This window comes from Psychromarinibacter sediminicola, from assembly GCF_029168335.1.
Classification (GTDB): Bacteria; Pseudomonadota; Alphaproteobacteria; order Rhodobacterales; family Rhodobacteraceae; genus Psychromarinibacter; species Psychromarinibacter sediminicola.
The window spans coordinates 25,570-45,007 of sequence record NZ_JARGYC010000040.1 but is presented as its reverse complement, the minus strand read 5'-3'; the positions used below and the strand labels follow the sequence as shown (position 1 = coordinate 45,007).

The window sequence follows — 19,438 nt, the reverse complement described above, 5'->3', positions numbered from 1 at the left end:
TACGTCGCCATCCATGAGACACCTCCTGCTGTGCAGGTGTCACCTCGGACGAAAAGGTGCCTCAAACAACGAGGGTGATGGCCCGGCGCTTACGGCGAGGCGGGCGGCGGGGCTGAAGTCGCAATTCGGCACGATGGGCAAGCCCTATCACGCCGGCCTGGCCGCCGCGACCGGGGTCGAGGCCGCGACGCTGGCCGCCGCCGGCTTCGTCTCGTGCCCCGACGCGCTGGACTGCGCGCAGGGCTTCGGCCCCACGCATGCGGGCGAGGCGCGGGCCGACGCGCTGGACGATCTGGGCGAGGAGTGGCGCTTCGACTGGGTCACCCACAAGTTCCACGCCTGCTGCCACGGCACCCACGCCATGCTGGAGGCGATCGGATCGCTGGCGCCGCGGCTGGCCGGCGAGACGGTCGAGCGGGTGGAGGTCGCCGTCAATCCAAGCTGGCTGTCGGTCTGCAACATCCAGGCGCCGTCGACCGGCCTGGAAGCGAAGTTCAGCCTGCGCCTCACCGCGGCGATGGCGCTGGACGGCGTCGACACCGCCCAGCTCGACAGTTTCTGCGAGGCCACCTGCAGCGCGCCCCGGCTCGTCGCCCTGCGCGACAAGGTCGAGGTGGTCAGCGACGAGACGCTCGCCGAAACCGCCGCGCAGGTCAGCGTGCGCCTCGCGGGCGGACGCAAGATCCAGGCGTGGCACGATCTGCAAAGCCCGATCCCGATGCCCAACCGCGCCACCAAGCTGCGCGGCAAGGCGCGGGGGCTTCTGGGCGACGCGGTGATGCAGCCGTTCTGGCACGCCATCACCTCGCACGACGCGCCGGACATGACCGCCTTCTGCCGCTGCATCGCCGGCCAGTTCCCGACGCCGGTGGCGGCCGAATAGCCGAACAGCTCAGGCCAGCGCCCGGATCAGCAGGTCGAGCGCGTAGTCCACCGTCGCCTGGCGCACCGCGCCGCGGCCCAGCGCGCCGAACTCCATCGTCTGGGTCTGCACCGCCAGCCCGGTCTGCGCGAGGCCGAAGCAGACCCGCCCCTCGGGCTTCGCCTCGGACCCGCCCGGCCCGGCGACGCCGGTGACCGACACCGCCAGATCGGCCTCGGAGCGCCAGAGCGCCCCGGCCGCCATCTCTCGCGCCACGGCCGTGCTGACCGCGCCGTGGGCCGCCAGCGTCTCGGCCGACACGCCCAGCATCGCCTGCTTGGCGGCGTTGGAATAGGTGACGAAGCCCCGGTCGAAGATGTCCGACGACCCGGCCACCTCGGTGATCGCGCCCGAGATCAGCCCGCCGGTGCAGCTCTCGGCGGTGGCGATCATCACGCCCCTCTCGCGGGCGCGGCGCAGAAGGGTCTCGGCGCGGCTGGTCACATCCCCAGAACCCCGTGCGAGATATAGGCGGCGACGGCCACGACGAGGGCGGCGCCGAGGCCGGCCAGCACGTCGTCCAGCATCACGCCCAGCGGGTCGCCCCGCCGGTCCGCCCAGCCGACCGGCCCGGGCTTCCAGATGTCGAACAGCCGGAACACCACGAAGGCGCCGACCCAGCCGGGCCAGGGAAAGACCCACGGGTCGACGCCCGCATGCCACAGCCCCGCCGACAAGGGCCAGAGCGCCACCCAGACGCCCGCGACCTCGTCGATGACGATCTCGGAAGGGTCGTGGTCGTCCATGCCGCGCGTCGCGTCCACCGTGGCCCACCAGCCCAGGGCAAACACCAGGACCGTGGCGGCCAGCAGCAGCGGAAAGCCGCCCAGCCCGTGCAGGACCCACGCCACCGGGATCGCCGCGGCCGTGCCCCAGGTGCCCGGCGCCCAGGGCAACAGCCCCACGCCGAAGAAGGTGGCGAGCGCCCGGCTCATCCCGCCCCCGTCAGAAGCGCCGTGGCCATGGCGGCGATGCCCTCTTCGCGGCCGGTGAAGCCCAGCCGCTCGCTCGTGGTCGCCTTGATCGACAGGCGCGCCGGGTCGAGTCCCATGATCTCTCCCATTTTCCGTGTCATTTCAGCCGCATGCGGCCCGATCTTCGGGCGCTCGCAGATCAGCGTCAGGTCGATGTTGGAAATGGTAAAGCCGTGCGCCGTCGCCTGGTCCACCGCGTGACGCAGGAAGACCGCGCTGTCGGCGCCCTTCCACCGGTCGTCCGAGGGCGGGAAGTGCCGCCCGATATCGCCCAGCCCCAGCGCGCCGTAAAGCGCGTCGGTCACCGCGTGCATTCCGACATCGGCGTCCGAGTGGCCGGTCAGCGCGCGGTCGTGGGGCACCGCGACGCCGCAGAGGATCACCCGCTCGCCCGGGCCGAAGCTGTGCACGTCGAACCCGTTGCCGACCCGTATGTCCATCGTCGCCCCCAGCAACGCGGCGGCGCGCGCGAAATCGGCCGGCCGCGTCAGTTTCAGATTGCGCTCCTCGCCGGGCACCATGACCACCTCGATCCCGGCGGCGCGGGCGACCTCGACATCGTCGGCCGGCACGCCCTCGAAAGCGTCATGCGCGTCCAGGATCGCGCGGAAGTCGAAGCCCTGCGGCGTCTGCGCGCGATAGAGCCCGGCGCGCTCCTGCAGGCCGGTCACGATGCCGTCCGCGCCGCGCCACAGCGCGTCGGTGACCTCCAGCGCCGGGGCCGCGCCCCGGGCGTGGTCCAGCGCCGCCAGGACGTCCGCGATGATCCGCTGGCTGACCAGCGGCCGGGCCGCGTCGTGGATCAGCACCCGGTCGACCCCGTCCGCCGCCAGCGCCGCCAGCCCCGCGCGGACCGATTCGCCGCGGGTGTCGCCGCCGGCCACGGCCTGCGCGTCCTGGTAGCGGGCGGCGCGGTCCATCTCCTGCGGATGCAGCACGAGCGCGATGTGATCCACCCCCGGGGCGGCGCGGAAGGCGTCGACGGTCCAGTCGAGCACGGCCCGGCCCGCAAGCGGCTGCCACTGCTTGGCCACCTCGCCCCCCGCCCGGGTGCCGCGCCCGGCGGCCACGATGATCACGGCTGTTCGGCCCATGCTGCGTTCCCATGCCCCGGCGCCTGTCTATTGCCAGTCCGTCCGCGTGACAATGCAGGACGTTTTGCAGGCGAATGTGCCCAAATTCGCGGCAATTCCGGAATCGGCCGGATTATCCGGGGCGCAGGAATTGTATTCGGCCGGCCCGGGTAATAATTCCCAAAGGCAACCGCACAAGGAATAGGCATTTGACCATTCGAGTGGCGCACCTCTCGCTGGATCCGCCCGTGCTGCTGGCGCCGATGGCCGGCATCACCGATCTGCCCTTTCGCCGTCTCGTCGCCGGGTTCGGCGCGGGGCTCGTCGTGTCCGAGATGGTGGCGAGCCAGGAGATGGTGCAGGCCAAGCCCGGCATGCGCGAGCGGGCCGAGCTGGGCTTTGGTGAGGCGGACACGGCGGTGCAGCTCGCCGGCCGCGAGGCGCATTGGATGGCCGAGGCCGCGCGGATGGTCGAGGCCAACGGCGCGCGGGTCATCGACATCAACATGGGCTGCCCGGCCAAGAAGGTGACGAGCGCCTCGGGCGCGGGGGCCTCCGGGTCCGCTCTGATGAAGGATCCCGATCATGCGCTGTCGCTGATCGAGGCGGTGGTGGCGGCGGTCGATGTGCCGGTCACGCTGAAGACCCGGCTGGGCTGGGACGACGCGATGCGCAACGCGCCCGCGCTGGCGCGGCGGGCCGAGGCGGCGGGCGTGCGGATGATCACCATCCACGGCCGCACGCGCTGCCAGTTCTACAAGGGGCAGGCCGACTGGGCCGCGATCCGGGCGGTGACGGCGGCGGTGCGCATCCCGGTCGTCGCCAATGGCGACATCTGTTCGGCCGGAGACGCGCGGCGCGCGCTGGATCTGTCCGGCGCCGACGGGGTGATGATCGGCCGCGGCGTGCAGGGGCGGCCGTGGCTCTTGGCCGAGGTCGCCTCGGCGCTCTACGGCACGCCCCGGCCGGACCGGCCGCAGGGCGCCGCCTTCGCCGACATGGCCGGGGCGCATTACGACGCCGCGCTGTCCTTTTACGGCACCGAGCTGGGCGCCCGCGTCGTCCGCAAGCATCTCGGCTGGTACATGGAGGTCGCCGGCACGCCGCCGCCGCTGCGGCGCGAGGTGCTGACGGCCGGGCCGGCGGAGGTGCCGCGCCTGCTGACGGCCGCGCTGTCGGCGCCGGTCCGGGTGGCGGCATGAGAACGCTGGGAGACGCGATCTGGGCCTCGCTGCCGGTGCCGGCTTTCGTCGTGGATGCCGAGGACCGGATCAGCGAGGTCAACGCCCCGGCGGAGCAGTTCCTCAACACCTCCGCCCGGGCGCTGCGCGAGGCGCCGGTGCTGGACAAGCTGGCCATCGACGCGCCGCTGGAGGAAGCGTTCGGGCGGGTGCGCAAGGATCTTTCGCCGCTGTTCATCAACAAGGTCGACGTGTCGGGCGGCAACGCCCCGCCGGTGCAGTGCAACGTGCAGATCGCGCCGCTGGCGGGCATGCCGGGGCACATCCTGGTGGTGATGGAGCCGCGCCGCATCGCCGACCGGCTGGGCCGCGCCTCCGAGGTGACCTCGGCCGCGAAATCGGCGATCGGCATGGCCGAGATGCTGGCGCACGAGATCAAGAACCCGCTGGCCGGCATCACCGGCGCGGCGCAGCTTCTGTCGATGAACCTGGACGACGGCGACATGGAGCTGACCGACCTGATCGTGGCCGAGAGCCGCCGCATCGTGGCGCTGCTGGACCAGGTGGAGCAATTCGGCAACCTGCGCCCCCCGGAGCGCAAGGTCGTCAACATCCACGACCTGCTGGACCGGGCGCGCAAATCCGCGGTGGTCGGCTTCGCGGCGCAGATGAAGATCCGCGAGGACTACGACCCCTCGCTGCCGCCGACCTATGTCGACGCCGACCAGATGCTGCAGGTGTTCCAGAACCTTCTGAAGAACGCCGCCGAGGCCGCCGGCAAGGAGGGCGGCACGATCACCCTGCGCAGCTTCTACGACCTGTCGCTGCGGCTGCGGCGCCGCGACGGGCAGCGGGGCGAGCTGCCGCTGCAGATCGAGATCGTCGACGACGGCCCCGGCATCCCCGAAGAGATGCAGGCCGACATCTTCGACCCCTTCGTCTCGGGCCGCGAGAACGGCACCGGGCTGGGGCTGGCGCTGGTCAGCAAGATCATCTCCGACCATGGCGGCTGGATCACGCTGGACTCGGTGCCCGGGCGCACCGTGTTCCGCATCTCGCTGCCGGTGGCGCCGAAGGAGGCCGAGGAGGAATGAAGCAGATCACTCTCAAGGAGACAGGATAGATGGACGGTACAGTCCTTGTCGCGGACGACGACCGCACGATCCGAACGGTCCTTACCCAGGCGTTGACGCGGGCCGGGTGCAAGGTGCACGCGACCTCGTCGATGGTCACGCTGATGCGCTGGGTCGAGGAAGGGAAGGGGGATCTGGTGATCTCCGACGTGGTCATGCCCGACGGCAACGGGCTGGACGCGCTGCCCAAGATCGCGGACGAGCGGCCCGGGCTGCCGGTGATCGTGATCTCGGCGCAGAACACGATCATGACGGCGATCCAGGCGGCCGAGAAGGACGCCTATGACTATCTGCCCAAGCCGTTCGACCTGCCCGACCTGATGAAGCGCGCCGCCCGCGCGCTGGAGGTGAAGCGCCGCGCGCCGCCCAAGCGGACCGGCGGCGAACAGGCCCAGGACGACCTGCCGCTGGTCGGCCGCACCCCGGCGATGCAGGCGCTCTACCGGCTGGTGGCGCGGGTGATGAACACCGAGCTCGCGGTGCTGATCACCGGCGAGTCCGGCACCGGCAAGTCGCTGATCGCCCGGGCGATCCACGATTTCTCCGACCGCCGCACGCTGCCCTTCGTGGTCGCCGGGGCCGCGGATCTGGCCACGATGGACGGGCCCTCGACCCTGCTGAGCCGGGCCAAGAACGGCTCGATCCTGTTCGACGAGGTGGGCGACCTGGACGACGACGCGCAGGCGCGAATCGTGCGGATGCTGGACAGCTTCACCGACAACGCGCCGAGGGTGATGGCCACCAGCCAGGCCGACCTGGCCGGCAAGATGGAGGCGGGCGCGTTTCGCCAGGATCTGTTCTACCGGCTGTCCGGGGTGACCCTGAACGTGCCGTCGCTCAGGGAAAGAGTGGACGACATCCCGCTGCTGGCAGAGCATTTTCTCGCCCGCGCCGAGCGCGAGGGGCTGCCCGCCCGGCGGTTCAACGACGCCGCGCTGGAGCTGGTCCGGGCCTATTCCTGGCCGGGCAACGTGCGCCAGCTGGAGAACACGATCCGCCGGCTTCTGGTGACCTCGACCGAAGAGGAAATCACACGCGCCGAGGCAGAGCAGGTGCTGGGCAATCAACCTGCGATGGAGCCACTTCAGGGCGGCAGCGACGGCGACAAGCTGTCGGCCTCGGTCGCCAAGCATCTGCGCCGCTATTTCGACCTGCATGGCGGAGTCCTGCCGCCCCCCGGTCTCTACGCGAGGATCCTCCGCGAAGTGGAGCTTCCGCTTATCGAAATCGCGCTGGACGCCACCGGCGGGAACCAGGCGAAATGCGCCGATTTGCTGGGAATCAACCGGAACACGCTCAGAAAAAAGATCACCGACCTCGATATTCAGGTGACACGCCGCCGCAAGTTGATGTAAAAGGGCAACATAAGAGTGGCATTGCCGCCGCAGCGGTAGAACAGACCACTCGATATTGCGGTAGAGCCACCTTCGGGTGGGTGGATAGTGAGGTGAGCACGCGTGCGCGAAGCCGTGCGAAGTCTCAGTTGGGAGCGGTTGAGCAGGATCCGCCGTCAACGCAGGGTGCAGAACGCAGCCACTCTGGGGCTTGTGATCCTGGGGCCGTTGCTTGCGGCGGCGACCTTCCTCGTTCTCGGGCCTTTGGACCAGGGCGCGTCGGCGCTGTCGCTGCGCCTCGTCCTGCTGGCCGACCTCATCTATGTGATGGTGGTTGCCGCGCTGGTGCTGCAGCGCGTGGCCGCGATGATCGCCGCGCGCCGGGCGCGCTCGGCCGGCTCGCGGCTGCACCTGCGGCTGACCGGAGTCTTCGCGATCCTGGCGCTGGCCCCGGCGGTTCTGGTCGCCGTCTTTGCCGCGATCACCGTGAATTTCGGGCTGGAAGGGTGGTTCTCGGACCGCGTGCGTACTGTGTTGGGCGCCTCGCTGGCGGCGGCGGAGGCCTATGAGGACGAGCACCGCCGCGACCTGATGCAGGATGCCGAGGCGCTGGCCGACTACCTGGAGACCGCGCGCGAGCAGTCGTTCTTCGTCTCCGACGGCCAGCTCCGGCAGCTTCTGACCCAGGGCCAGGGGCAGATCCAGCGCGGCCTGCGCGAGGCTTACGTGATCAACAGCGCCGGCGAGATCCGGGCGCGGGGCGAGCGCAGCTACCTGTTCGATTTCGAAAAACCGGGCCCGGCCGCGCTGGAGCGGGCGCTCGACGGCGAGACCGTGGTGATCGAGGACTGGGACGTCAACGAGTTCCGCGCCATCGTCGCGCTGGACGGCTATGTCGACCGGCTGCTCTATGTCTCGCGCAATGTCGACGGCGAGATCCTGAACCTGCTGGACGACACCCAGGAGACCGTCCACCTATACACCCAGCTGGAAAGCGAGCGGGGCAGAATCGTCTTTGAATTCGGGCTGTTGTACCTCGGCTTCGCGATGATCCTGGTGCTGGCGGCGATCTGGCTGGGGCTGTGGTTCGCCGAGCGTCTGTCGGGCCCCGTCGGGCGGCTGGCCGGCGCGGCGCAGCGGGTCGGCGCGGGCGACCTCGACGTGCACATCAAGGAGGAGAAGGGCGACGACGAGATCGCCATGATGGGCCGGGTCTTCAACCAGATGACCCGCCAGCTGAAGGCGCAGCGCGACACGATGCTGGACACCAACGCCCAGATCGAACGCCGCCGGCGGCTGTTCGATTCCGTGCTCAGCTCGATCACCGCGGGCGTCGTCGGGCTGGACCCGAGCGGCAACGTCACCTTCATCAACCGCTCCGCCGCGAAACTCCTGCGACTGAAGCCCGACGTCCATTCCGGCCAGCTCTCCGAGGTCGTGCCGGAGTTCGAGCCGCTCTTCGACCGGCTGCGCAGCGGCATCTCCGAGACGGTGCAGGAAGAGACCCGGATGATGCGCAACGGCAAGCTTGAGAACCTGCTGGTGCGCATGGCCACCCGCCGCGCCGACGACGGCAGCCTCGAAGGCTACGTGGTCGCCTTCGACGACGTAACCGACCTTGTCAGCGCCCAGCGCATGGCCGCCTGGGGCGATGTCGCCCGCCGCATCGCGCACGAGATCAAGAACCCGCTGACCCCGATCCAGCTCTCGGCCGAGCGCATCAAGCGCAAGTTCTCGAAGGAGGTGCAGGACGTCGAGCGGCTGGACCAGATGACCGAGGTCATCATCCGCCAGACCACCGACCTGCGCCGCATCGTCGACGAGTTCTCGAAATTCGCCCGGATGCCCGACCCCGAGCGGCGGGTGCAGGACCTGACCGCCATCGTCCGCGACGCGGTGCTGCTGCAGGAGGACGCCCAGCAGGACAACGTCGCGGTCAAGGCCGACCTGCCGCAGGCCGAGGTGATCGCCGATATCGACGCCACGATGATCAGCCAGGCGCTCACCAACCTGATCAAGAACGCCGGAGAAGCCGTTGAAAGTTATCGGGAAAAGACGGGAGAGGCCGACTATCCCGGCGAGGTGCGGGTGACCATGTCCGTCGACGGCGCCGGCGCCGACATCACCATCGAGGACAACGGCATCGGCCTGCCGCCCGACCGTTCGCGCCTGTTCGAGCCCTATGTGACCACGCGCGAAAAGGGCACCGGGCTGGGCCTGTCTATCGTCAAGAAGATCATCGAGGAACACGGCGGCACGCTGTCGCTGACCGATGCCGACCCCTTCGCGCCCGACGCCCATGCCGGGGCGCGGGCCGAGGTGCGCCTGCCGCTGGTGCCGCAGGAGATCGCCCCCCAAGACCACGAACTCGCCGTATGAGCCAATAAGAGGAAGCAGTCATGAGCGATATTCTCATAGTCGACGACGAACGCGATATCCGCGAACTGATTTCGGACATCCTGGAGGACGAGGGCTATGCCACCCGGCTCGCGGCGAACTCCGACGAATGCATGGCCGCGATCAACACCGAGCCGCCGGCGCTGATCGTCCTGGACATCTGGCTGAAGGACAGCCGGATGGACGGCATCGACATCCTCAAGACGGTCAAGCGCGACAACCCGGGCGTGCCGATCGTCATCATCTCGGGCCACGGCAACATCGAGATCGCGGTCGCGGCGATCAAGCAGGGGGCCTATGACTTCATCGAGAAGCCGTTCAACATCGACCAGCTAATGGTCGTGATCGGCCGCGCGATGGAGACCTCGCGGCTCCGGCGCGAGAATTCCGAGCTGAAGCGCCGCGACGAGGGGCCGACCGAGATGATCGGCACGTCCTCGGCCTTCAAGGCGCTGAAGAACAACCTCGACAAGGTGACGAAGTCGAACGGCCGGGTGATGCTGACCGGCCCCGCCGGTTCGGGCAAGGAGGTGGCCGCGCGCTATATCCATGCCCACTCCAACCGGTCCTCCGCCCCCTTCATCACCGTCAACTGCGCCTCGATCGAGCCCGAGCGCATGGAAGAGGTGTTGTTCGGCCGCGAGGGCGCCGACCGCGGCGTCGAGCCGGGGCTTCTGGAACAGGCGCATGGCGGCGTGCTGTATTTCGACGAGGTGGCGGACATGCCGCTGGGCACCCAGTCGAAGATCCTCCGCGTGCTGGTGGAACAGGCGTTCCAGCGCGTCGGCGGCACCGACAAGGTGCGCGTGGACATGCGGGTGATTTCGTCCACGAACAAGGACTTGCAGGTCGAGATTGAAGCCGGCGCCTTCCGGCAGGAGCTGTATCACCGGCTCAACGTCGTGCCGATCCAGGTGCCCTCGCTGGAGGACCGGCGCGAGGATATCCCGGTGCTGGCGGCGCATTTCATCGACGGGTTCAACAAGATGCAAGGCCTGCCGCTGCGCGAGATCAGCGACGAGGCGGTCGCGCTGCTGCAGACGATGGTCTGGCCGGGCAACGTGCGCCAGCTGAAGAACGTGATCGAGCGGGTGCTGATCCTGGGCGAGGACGGCGGCCCGATCTCGGCGCTGGAACTGCCGCAGAGCGAGCCGCAGGGGCAGGAGGACGGCAAGGTCGTGCTGTCCGGCTCGCTGGCCACCCTGCCGCTGCGCGAGGCGCGCGAGCTGTTCGAGCGCGAATACCTGCTGACCCAGATCAACCGGTTCGGCGGCAATATCTCGCGCACCGCGAGCTTCGTGGGGATGGAGCGGTCGGCGCTGCACCGCAAGCTGAAGAGCCTGGGCGTGGTGACCACCAACAAGTCCGGCAGCCGGATCGCCACGCTCGAAGAGGAGCCGGTGAAGGCGGGGTGACGCGGCCGTCCCGCGCATGTGCCTGTCGGACTCTCGATAGGGGCGCTCGATAGGGGCTCTCGACAGGGCGCGCGGGACGGGGTAGCTCTTTGCCATCCGTTCGCCCCGATCCCCGAGGATGCCGGCATGACCGTCAGATCCGCCGTTCTTTCGCTTCTCGCCGCCCTGGCGCTGGCCGCCTGCGGCGGGCCGCCGCCGGCCTCCGGTCCGGACGTGACCTCGTCCAGCCAGCGCGAGGTGGTGGCCACGAGCGGGGCGGAGGAGCAGACCAAGATCGCCGAGCTGACCGCCGCGATCGCCGCGCTGGGGCCGGACGTGGACCCCGACGAGGCGGCGCGGGTGGCGCGGATCGCGGTGGAGTATCCGCTGTTCACGCTGGCGCCGCGCTACGGGGCGGTGGACCCGCCTTTGGTGCATAACATGAAGGTCAATATGGGCTACAAGCCCCGCGGCCTGTGCAAGGACTGGGCCGACGACCTGGAGGCGCGGCTGCGCGAGGAAGGGCTGCAGACCCTGAGCCTGCACCGGGCCATCGCGAACCACGACAATATCCGGATCGAGCATTCGACGGTCATCGTCTCGGCCCTGGGGGCGACGATGGAGGAGGGGATCGTGCTGGACCCCTGGCGCGAGGGCCGGGGGGTGCTGTTCTGGTCGCCGGTGGCGGCGGACGAAAAATACGACTGGTGGCCCCGCCGGGAAGTCTTCGACTACAAGCGGGCGCGCGGGCGGCTGTAGCCGGGCGTCCGAGGGTGTCCAAGGTTGGGCAGGGGGGCAACCTTTTGTAATCGTTATAGATAGCGCTAACTGACCGAGGCCCGTCCGAGCCGGACGAGGCTGGGCTGGACGGGGTCCGCACCGCCCGCCCGGATGCGGCCCGGCGCATCTGCCCGAAACGTGATGCACGGCGGACTGGACAGGCGGCGCGGAATGGATGAAGCGTTGCGGCATCCTTCCACCACACATCAGCGGAGATACACAGGATGAGGTCGAGAACAGCAGCAGCCCTGACGGCCGCGGCAACCGCCGCCGCGATCGGCGCGGGGGTCGCCCTGGCGCAGACCGCGGAAGAGATCGCGGCGCTCGGGGCGATGGACGACTGTCGCGGCTGCACCCTGGAGGGCGCCGACCTGACCGGCCGCCGGCTGATCGGGATCGACCTGTCCGGCGCGACCATCACCGGCAGCGACTTTTCCGGCGCGTCCCTGCGGATCGCGATCTTCGAGGAGGCGCGGCTGACCGACGTCAATTTCGCCTCGGCCGATCTGCGCGGCGTCAGCTTTTCCGACAGCATCCTGCGCAACATCTCCTTCGACGGGGCCGACCTGACCGGCGCGATCTTCGACGGCGCGAGCCTGTCCGAGACGGCGCTTGAAGACGCCATCCTGTGCAACACCCAGATGCCGGATGACGAGATGAACAATTCCGACTGCGGCTGACCCGGGATGAGCGGGCGGCCCCCCACGCGCGGCACCGGACCGAGGCGTGACGGGCGGCCCGCGCCCCGACCGCCGCGAGAGAGGCCGCGCTGCGCAACGTCCTGACACGTCTCTGGGAGGCCCGCCGCGCGGTCCTCGTCTACGCGCTCCTGCTGGGCGCGGGCTGGTGGCTGGGCAACTCGTTCCTGCGCGTGGCCGCCCCCGAGATCCGCCCGATGAGCGACCCGGCGATGCGCGGCTTCGTCACCGGGGCCGTGGCGCTCTATGTCCTGACCGCCGCGATCCCGTTCGTGCCCGGGGCGGAGATCGGGCTGGCGCTGTTGCTGATGTTCGGGGGCGCGGCGGCGCCGGTGGTCTATGCGGGGATGGTCGGCGCGCTGCTTTTGTCCTATGGCGCGGGGCGGCTGGTGCCGCCGGACCGGCTGTGCCGGGCGCTGCGCTGGATGCGGCTGCGCCGGGCGGCCGAGCTGGTCTGCGAGCTGGCCGGGATGCCGCAGGAGGAACGGGCGGCCCGGCTGGCCGGGCGCCTGCCGCCGGTCTTCGGGCGGCTGGTGCGGAACCGCCACGTGCTTCTCGCGCTGCTGATCAACATGCCGGGCAACACGCTTCTGGGCGGCGGCGGCGGGCTGGCCTTCGCCGCGGGGCTGTCGGGCGTCTACGGCTTTCCGGGCTATGCGCTGACCGTGGTGGTCGCGGTGGCGCCGGTGCCGCTGATCTTCTGGTGGCTGTGAGCCTGTCGCCCGCAGGCGGGCGTGCCGCCGCCGCAGATTGACCCTTCCCGCCGCTTCTGCCATCGGTAAGTGCGGGGCACGAACAGAGCGACGGGCGCATGAAGGTCATCATCTGTGGCGCGGGCCAGGTCGGCTGGCAGATCGCGCGGCACCTCTCGGGCGAGAAGAACGATGTCACCGTCGTGGACAACAACCCCGACCTCGTGCGCCGGGCGACCGACACGCTGGACGTGCAGGGCATCGCGGGCTTCGCCAGCTACCCCGACGTGCTGGACCGCGCCGGCGCGCGCGACGCCGACATGGTGATCGCCGCGACCTATTCCGACGAGGTCAACATGGTGACCTGCCAGGTGGCGCATTCGGTCTTCAGCGTGCCCAAGAAGATCGCGCGGCTGCGCAGCCAGTCCTATCTGAACGCGATCTATTCGGATCTCTACCGGCGCGAGCACATGCCGATCGACGTGGTGATCTCGCCCGAGCGCGAGGTGGCCGACGCGGCGCTGAGGCGGCTGAAGCACCCCGCCGCCTTCGACACCGAGAGCTTCCTGGGCGGGCGGGCGCAGCTGATGGGGATCACGCTGGACGACGACTGCCCGGTGGTCCACACGCCGCTGAGGCAGCTCAGCGACCTGTTCTCGACCCTGCGGGCCATCGTCGTGGGCGTGCGCCGCGGCGGCCGGCTGTTCGCGCCGGACCCGGCCGACCAGCTGTTCCCGCGCGACGAGGTCTATGTCTTCGCCCACAAGGACGACGCCAACCGCGCGCTGGAGATCTTCGGCAAGGAGATCAGCCGCGCCGAGCGCGCCGTGGTCGTGGGCGGCGGCAATGTCGGGCTGGCCGTGGCGCGGGCGCTGGAGAAACGCACCGAGCGGGTGCGCATGAAGGTGATCGAGAAGGACCGCCGCACCGCCGAACAGGCGGCGGACGCGCTGGAACGGACCATCGTGCTGAACGGCGACGGTCTGAACATGGAGCTTCTGGAAGAGGCGAACGTGCGCCGCGCCGACGCGATCCTGGCGGTCACCGACGACGACAAGACCAACATCCTGGCCTGCGTGCGCGGCAAGGCGGCGGGCGCCAAGCTGGCGATCTGCCTGATCAACGACCCCTCGCTGACCTCGCTGATGGCGCCGCTGAACATCGACGCGCATATCAACCCGCGGACGACGACCGTCTCCTCGATCCTGCGCCACATCCGGCACGGGCGGGTGCGCGGCGTCTATTCCATCGGCGACGCCGAGGCCGAGGTGATCGAGGCGCAGGTGCTGTCGACCTCGCCCATCGCCGGCCGGGCGCTGCGCGACATCGACTTCCCCGAGGGCGTGCTGGTCGGCGCCGTCATGAAGGGCGACCAGGTGCTGCGCCCCACGGGGCGGATGCGGATCGAGGAGGGCGACGTGATCGCGATCTTCTCGATGGCCGCCGAGGTGCCGGAGGTCGAGCGGCTCCTGCAGGTCTCGATCGACTTCTTCTGATGTGGGCGCGCATCCTCGGCCTGCCGCTGATCGTGCTGCTGACCGGGATCGGGGCGGCGTCTATGTTGCTGCCCGCGGCCTATGCGGCGGCGGCCGAGGACTGGGCGGATGCGCAGGCGTTCCTGTTCTCGGCGCTGATCGGGCTGGCGCTGGCGGCGATGATCGGCGTGGCCGTTGCCAACTACGAGCCGCGGCGGCAGGCGCGCAGCCACCTTCTGGCGCTGCTCGGGGCCTATGTGCTGCTGCCGGCGGTGCTGGCGGTGCCGCTGTGGGACTCGGTGGGCGACACGCGGTTCCTGAACGCCTATTTCGAGATGGTCTCGTCGCTGACCACGACCGGCGCCACCGTCTATGACGACCCCGGGCGGCTGTCGGGGGCGGCGCATCTGTGGCGGGCGCTGGTCGGCTGGATGGGCGGATTCCTGGTCTGGGTCACGGCGGTCGCGATCATGGCGCCGCTGAACCTCGGCGGCTTCGAGGTGCTGGGCGAGCGGGGCGACAGCGCGGCGGGCGCGATCCCGCAGATCACCGAGGTGGCCGACCCGCAGATGCGGCTCAGGCGCTATGCGGTGGCGCTGCTGCCGATCTATACGGCGCTGACGCTGGCGCTGTGGGTGGGGCTTCTGGTGATGGGCGACGCGCCGCTGGTGGCGGCCAGCCACGCGATGTCGACCCTGGCGACCAGCGGCATTTCCCCGGTGGGCGGGACGACCGGGGCGGCGTCGGGCTTCGGCGGCGAGCTGCTGATCTTTCTGTTCTTCGGCTTCGCCCTGTCGCGGCGGACCTTCGAGCGCGAGGGCAACGTGCGCCGCCGCCGCCGGCTGCTGCGCGATCCGGAGCTTCGGATGGGCGCGGGGCTGGCGGTGCTGGTGCCGCTGTTCATCTTCCTGCGGCACTGGTGGGGCGCCTTCGAGGTCGAGGCGGGCAGCGCCTTTCTGCAGGGGGTGCGGGCGCTGTGGGGCAGCGTGTTCACGGTGCTGTCCTTCCTGTCGACCACCGGGTTCGAAAGCGCCGACTGGGCCGCGGCGCAGGCCTGGTCGGGGCTGAAGACGCCGGGGCTGATCCTGATGGGGCTGGCGCTGGTCGGCGGCGGGGTGGCGACGACGGCGGGGGGCGTGAAGCTCTTGCGGTGCTATGCGCTCTACAAGCACGGAATACGCGAGCTGGACCGGCTGGTGCATCCGCATTCGATCGGCGGCGAGGGCGGCTTCGCGCGGCATCTGCGGACGCGGGGGGCCTATATCGCGTGGATCTTCTTCATGCTGTTCGCGATCTCCATCGCGGGCGTCATGCTGGCGCTGTCGCTGACGGGGCTGGATTTCGACACCGCCACGGTGCTGACCATCGCGGCGCTGTCGAATACCGGGCCCCTGGCGGGCATCGCCGAGGCGGAGCCGATCCGCTATGCCCTGCTGACCGATCCGGCGAAGTGGATCCTGATGGCGAGCATGGTGCTGGGGCGGCTGGAGACGCTGGTGATCGTGGCGCTTCTGAACCCCGAGTTCTGGCGCGGCTAGGCCGGCGCCCCCGGCCCGGCGGCGCGGCGCGGCGATTCGCCATGTGGTTTCTTAACGATGTTAACGGCGCATCGCTTTGAGATTTCGCCCGTTTTTCAATCGGCGGGGCCCGCGTTTTGGGGCTGGAATCCTGTTATGTTCGCGTTCATACTCCGGCCCAGTGAAAAGCGGGACAGACCGCGGCAGAGCTAAAAAGGGCAAGAAACCATGGCTGCCGACAAGCAGAATTTGCAGGACGCATTTCTGAACCATGTCCGGAAGACGAAAGTCTCGGTGACGATTTTTCTGATCAACGGCGTGAAGCTTCAGGGTGTGATCACCTGGTTCGACAATTTCTGCGTGCTGCTGCGGCGCGACGGCCAGTCGCAGCTTGTCTACAAGCACGCGATCTCGACGATCATGCCGTCGCAGCCGATCAACCTGTATGACGGTGACGACTAGGGCGTGACGGGCGAGGGCGCCACACCCGACGTCACCCGCGCCTGGGTCCTGCACCCGGACATCCAGACGGACCGCGACGGACGCGCGCCCGGGCCGGCGCTGGAGGAGGCCGTGGCGCTCGCCGCCGCGCTGCCGGGGCTGGAGGTCGTCGGCTCGGAGATCGTGCGGCTGCCGAAGGCGCATCCGGGGATGCTGTTCGGCTCCGGCAAGGTCGAGGAGCTGGCGGCGCGGCTGAAGGAGGCCGAGGTCGAGCTGGTGCTGGTCGACGGGCCGGTCAGCCCGGTGCAGCAGCGCAACCTCGAAAAGGCCTGGAAGGTCAAGATCCTCGACCGCACGGGGCTGATCCTGGAGATCTTCAGCGACCGGGCGCGCACGCGCGAGGGCGTGCTGCAGGTGGAGATGGCGGCGCTGTCCTATCAGCGCACCCGGCTGGTCCGGGCCTGGACCCACCTGGAGCGGCAGCGCGGCGCGCTGGGCTTCGTCGGCGGCCCGGGCGAGACGCAGATCGAGGCGGACCGCCGCGCCATCGACGAACAGCTCGTGCGGCTGCGCCGGCAGCTGGACAAGGTGGTCCGCACGCGCGAGCTGCACCGGGCGTCGCGGCGCAAGGTGCCGTTCCCGGTGGTGGCGCTGGTGGGCTATACCAATGCCGGCAAGTCGACGCTGTTCAACCGGATGACCGGCGCCGAGGTGATGGCGAAGGACATGCTCTTCGCCACGCTGGACCCGACGATGCGGGGCGTCACGCTGCCCTCGGGCCGCGAGGTGATCCTGTCGGACACGGTGGGCTTCATCAGCGACCTGCCCACGCAGCTTGTCGCCGCCTTCCGCGCCACGCTGGAAGAGGTGCTGGAGGCGGACCTGATCCTGCACGTGCGCGACATCGCGCATCCGGAATCGGACGGGCAGGCGGAGGATGTCGAGGCGATCCTGCACGATCTGGGCGTCGCCGAGGAGACGCCGATGATCGAGGTCTGGAACAAGATCGACCAGCTGACGCCCGAGCGCCGCGCCACGCTGGAGGCGCTGGCGGCGCGGCACGCGGGGGTGCATGCCGTGTCCGCCTGGACGGGCGAGGGGCTGGACGCGCTGTTCGACGCGGTGTCGCAGGCGCTGGAGGAGCCGAAGGTGGAGCGCGACCTGCATCTCGACTTCGCCGACGGCCGCCGGCGGGCGTGGCTGCACGAGGAGGGCGTCATCGAGCGCGAGGAGCAGGTGGAGGACGGCTTCGACCTGCACGTCCGCTGGACGCCGCGGCAGGAGAAGCGGTTCCGCGAGCTGTAGCGGGGCAGCGCGGCGACGTGTCCTGCGGGCTCCCACATCCCGGCGACTTGCTCTAGCATCCCGCCGACACCGCAATTCCGGAGCCGGCGATGCCCGACACGCTTTCCGTCACCCATGCCTATACCCGCGAGGCCGCCGCCGCGCATATGCTGACCAGCGTGCCCACCGCGCGGCCCGGCACGCCGGTCGAGGACGTCATCGCCGACCTGCGCGGCCAGGCGTTCCGGTCGGCCGATACCGTCTTCGTGGTGGACGCGGACGGGCATCTGGAAGGCATCGTGCGGATCAACGACCTGTTCGCGGCCACCGCCGAGCGGATCGGCGAGATCATGGAGCCGGAGCACGAGGCGGTTCGCGCCGACGACGACCAGGAGGAGATCGCGGCGCTGGCGATCCGGCTGGGGATGATCGCGGTGCCGGTGGTGGACGCCGAGGGCCGGCTGATCGGCGCCGTCCCGCCCGAGGCGCTGTTCCGCATCCTGCGCGACGAGCACATGGAGGATCTGCAGCGACTGGCCGGGATCGGCACGCATGCCGAAGGGCCGGGGGCCGCGCTGGACGCCCCGATCCTGGACCGGGTCCGGCGGCGGCTGCCGTGGCTGGTCTTCGGGCTGGTGGCCTCGTCGCTGGTCACGCTGGTGATGGTCGGGTTCGAGCATGCGCTGGACGCCAATGTCTCGGTCGCCTTCTTCGTACCGGCGCTGGTCTATATCGCGGGGGCCATTGGGACGCAGGCGGTGTCGGTCTCGGTCCGGGCGCTGGCGACCGGGGCGGTGCCGATCCGGCGGCTGCTGCGGGACGAACTGGCGATCGGGCTGGCCATCGGGCTGGCGCTGGGCGTGCTGGCGGCCGGGGGCGTGCTGGCCGTGTTCGGCGACGGGCCCCTGGCGCTGGCCGTGGCGCTGGCGGTGCTGGGCGGCGGGGCGGTCTCGGCGGTGGTGGGCTTCGGGCTGCCCTGGGCGTTCGACCGCCTGGGCTCGGACCCGGCGCTGGGGTCGGGGCCGGTCTGCACGGTGATCCAGGACGCGGCGAGCCTGGCGATCTATTTCCTCGCCGTGTCGCTGCTGGTCTTGTGAGGCGTGCCTGATCCGGACCCCGCCCGGCACCGTAACCGTTCGGTAAGGCAAGCAACCGGCGGAGCACGCATGTCCATTCTCATCCTGTACCTGTCCACGGCGGCGATCTTTCTGGTGCTGGACGCGATCGGGCTGACGCTGATGATCCGCCCGCTGTTCGAGCGGCATGTGGGGGATCTTCTGGCGTTCCGCCTGCTGCCGGCGGCGATCTTCTATCTGTTCTATGTCGCCGTTCTCGTCTGGCTCGTCAGCCTGCCGGCGCTGCCGGGGCGCAGCTTTGTGCCGCTGATCGTGAACGCGGCGCTGTTCGGAGCGGTGGCCTACGGCACCTACGAGTTCACAAACCTCGCGACGCTGCGGCCGTGGCACTGGACCATGGTGGCGGCCGATGTCGCCTGGGGCACGGTGCTGACGACCGTGGCCGCCACGGCGGGCGTGGCGATCACGCGGGCGCTGACCTGACGCGGGCGGGCCGCCGGCGGCCGGGGGCGCGCGCGCCCCGCGCCGGCGGCGGGCGCTCAGTGGGCGTGTTCCGGCGGCTCGAACAGCACGAGTTCCACTCGCTCGGCCCCGTCGACATAGGCGTCGTGGCCGGGCGGGATCTCGAAGAAGTCGCCCGGGGTGATCGGCGTCTCGGCCCCGGTGTCGACCATGCGCACGACCAGCCGGCCGGAGAGGCAGTAGCCGATATGCCGCATCGGGCAGGAGTCGGGCGAGCCGAGGAGCGGCTTCTCGTCGGCCTCCCAGGTCCAGCCGGGTTCGAAGACGGCATGCATGCCGCTGGCGCCGCCGGACAGCTTCACGATGTCGATGCCGCCGCGCTCCTTCATGTCGAGCGACTCGTCGGGGGCGTCGAAGCGTCTGATCTCGATTGCGGTGTCCATGATGTCTTCCCTCCTTGCGGTCTGCGGTGTGGCCGGGGCGCGGCCCTGGTGCGAGACTCGCAGGACGCATGGAGGCGCTCCAGTCCACGAACTGTACCGTGGGGCCGGGGCCGGATCGTTGCGAACGATCCGGGGCGTTTTCTTTGCAAGAAAACGGGGGCG

19 protein-coding genes are annotated in these 19,438 nt (G+C 69.9%); 15 read left to right on the top strand and 4 right to left on the bottom strand.

Annotated elements, in window-relative coordinates:
* Positions 1-883 (top strand): MmgE/PrpD family protein (locus P1J78_RS15050; RefSeq protein ID WP_510177806.1); only part of this gene is annotated, 883 nt, incomplete at its 5' end.
* A 9-nt stretch (positions 884-892) separates the two neighbouring features.
* On the opposite strand, the gene P1J78_RS15045 is transcribed toward P1J78_RS15050, so the two are convergent.
* Genes P1J78_RS15045 through P1J78_RS15035 form a run of 3 tightly spaced genes read right to left on the bottom strand, consistent with a single transcriptional unit; the run spans position 893 to position 2,990 of the window.
* Positions 893-1,366, bottom strand: coding sequence for a CinA family protein (locus P1J78_RS15045; RefSeq protein ID WP_275568198.1), 474 nt, complete (start codon positions 1,364-1,366; stop codon positions 893-895).
* Positions 1,363-1,857: a phosphatidylglycerophosphatase A family protein gene (locus tag P1J78_RS15040; RefSeq protein WP_275568197.1), complete on the bottom strand. Its 495-nt coding sequence runs from the start codon at positions 1,855-1,857 to the stop codon at positions 1,363-1,365. The genes P1J78_RS15045 and P1J78_RS15040 overlap by 4 nt, the downstream gene beginning before the upstream one ends.
* Complete coding sequence (locus P1J78_RS15035) at positions 1,854-2,990, bottom strand: bifunctional 2-C-methyl-D-erythritol 4-phosphate cytidylyltransferase/2-C-methyl-D-erythritol 2,4-cyclodiphosphate synthase (RefSeq protein WP_275568196.1); 1,137 nt, start codon at positions 2,988-2,990, stop codon at positions 1,854-1,856. The genes P1J78_RS15040 and P1J78_RS15035 overlap by 4 nt, the downstream gene beginning before the upstream one ends.
* 242 nt (positions 2,991-3,232) lie before the next feature.
* Here P1J78_RS15035 and dusB point away from each other — a divergent pair, with 242 nt between their 5' ends.
* The 14 genes from dusB to P1J78_RS14965 all read left to right on the top strand — a co-directional run bounded on the left by dusB (position 3,233) and on the right by P1J78_RS14965 (position 18,854).
* Positions 3,233-4,171 carry a tRNA dihydrouridine synthase DusB gene (gene dusB / locus P1J78_RS15030; RefSeq protein ID WP_374213301.1) on the top strand — a complete coding sequence of 313 codons (939 nt, stop codon included), beginning with the start codon at positions 3,233-3,235 and terminating at the stop codon, positions 4,169-4,171.
* Complete coding sequence (locus P1J78_RS15025) at positions 4,168-5,244, top strand: two-component system sensor histidine kinase NtrB (protein ID WP_275568194.1); 1,077 nt, start codon at positions 4,168-4,170, stop codon at positions 5,242-5,244. The genes dusB and P1J78_RS15025 overlap by 4 nt, the downstream gene beginning before the upstream one ends.
* Positions 5,245-5,273: 29 nt before the next feature.
* A complete protein-coding gene (locus tag P1J78_RS15020; protein ID WP_275568193.1) occupies positions 5,274-6,638 on the top strand; it encodes a response regulator in 1,365 nt (454 codons plus the stop codon).
* Positions 6,639-6,740: 102 nt separating this feature from the next.
* Positions 6,741-8,996: a sensor histidine kinase NtrY-like gene (locus P1J78_RS15015; protein WP_275568192.1), complete on the top strand. Its 2,256-nt coding sequence runs from the start codon at positions 6,741-6,743 to the stop codon at positions 8,994-8,996.
* 20 nt (positions 8,997-9,016) lie between these two features.
* Positions 9,017-10,429, top strand: coding sequence for a nitrogen assimilation response regulator NtrX (ntrX, locus tag P1J78_RS15010; protein WP_275568191.1), 1,413 nt, complete (start codon positions 9,017-9,019; stop codon positions 10,427-10,429).
* 126 nt (positions 10,430-10,555) lie between these two features.
* Positions 10,556-11,167, top strand: coding sequence for a hypothetical protein (locus tag P1J78_RS15005; RefSeq protein ID WP_275568190.1), 612 nt, complete (start codon positions 10,556-10,558; stop codon positions 11,165-11,167).
* Positions 11,168-11,412: 245 nt separating this feature from the next.
* Positions 11,413-11,868 (top strand): pentapeptide repeat-containing protein, encoded by a 456-nt coding sequence (locus P1J78_RS15000; RefSeq protein WP_275568189.1) that lies wholly within the window; start codon positions 11,413-11,415, stop codon positions 11,866-11,868.
* Between the two features lie 191 nt (positions 11,869-12,059).
* Positions 12,060-12,599: a hypothetical protein gene (locus tag P1J78_RS14995; protein ID WP_275568188.1), complete on the top strand. Its 540-nt coding sequence runs from the start codon at positions 12,060-12,062 to the stop codon at positions 12,597-12,599.
* A 98-nt stretch (positions 12,600-12,697) separates the two neighbouring features.
* Positions 12,698-14,074, top strand: coding sequence for a Trk system potassium transporter TrkA (gene trkA / locus P1J78_RS14990; RefSeq protein ID WP_275568187.1), 1,377 nt, complete (start codon positions 12,698-12,700; stop codon positions 14,072-14,074).
* On the top strand, positions 14,074-15,591 hold the full coding sequence (locus P1J78_RS14985; protein ID WP_275568186.1) for a TrkH family potassium uptake protein: 1,518 nt from the start codon (positions 14,074-14,076) through the stop codon (positions 15,589-15,591). The genes trkA and P1J78_RS14985 overlap by 1 nt, the downstream gene beginning before the upstream one ends.
* A 207-nt stretch (positions 15,592-15,798) precedes the next feature.
* Positions 15,799-16,032: an RNA chaperone Hfq gene (gene hfq, locus P1J78_RS14980; protein WP_275568185.1), complete on the top strand. Its 234-nt coding sequence runs from the start codon at positions 15,799-15,801 to the stop codon at positions 16,030-16,032.
* A 3-nt stretch (positions 16,033-16,035) separates the two neighbouring features.
* On the top strand, positions 16,036-17,316 hold the full coding sequence (gene hflX, locus P1J78_RS14975; RefSeq protein ID WP_275568184.1) for a GTPase HflX: 1,281 nt from the start codon (positions 16,036-16,038) through the stop codon (positions 17,314-17,316).
* Between the two features lie 89 nt (positions 17,317-17,405).
* On the top strand, positions 17,406-18,392 hold the full coding sequence (locus tag P1J78_RS14970) for a magnesium transporter (protein WP_275568183.1): 987 nt from the start codon (positions 17,406-17,408) through the stop codon (positions 18,390-18,392).
* A 69-nt stretch (positions 18,393-18,461) separates the two neighbouring features.
* Entirely contained in the window at positions 18,462-18,854 is a 393-nt protein-coding gene (locus P1J78_RS14965) for a DUF2177 family protein (RefSeq protein WP_275568182.1), read from the top strand.
* Positions 18,855-18,910: 56 nt separating this feature from the next.
* On the opposite strand, the gene P1J78_RS14960 is transcribed toward P1J78_RS14965, so the two are convergent.
* Positions 18,911-19,276, bottom strand: coding sequence for a cupin domain-containing protein (locus P1J78_RS14960; RefSeq protein ID WP_275568181.1), 366 nt, complete (start codon positions 19,274-19,276; stop codon positions 18,911-18,913).
* Between the last annotated feature and the right edge of the window lie 162 nt (positions 19,277-19,438).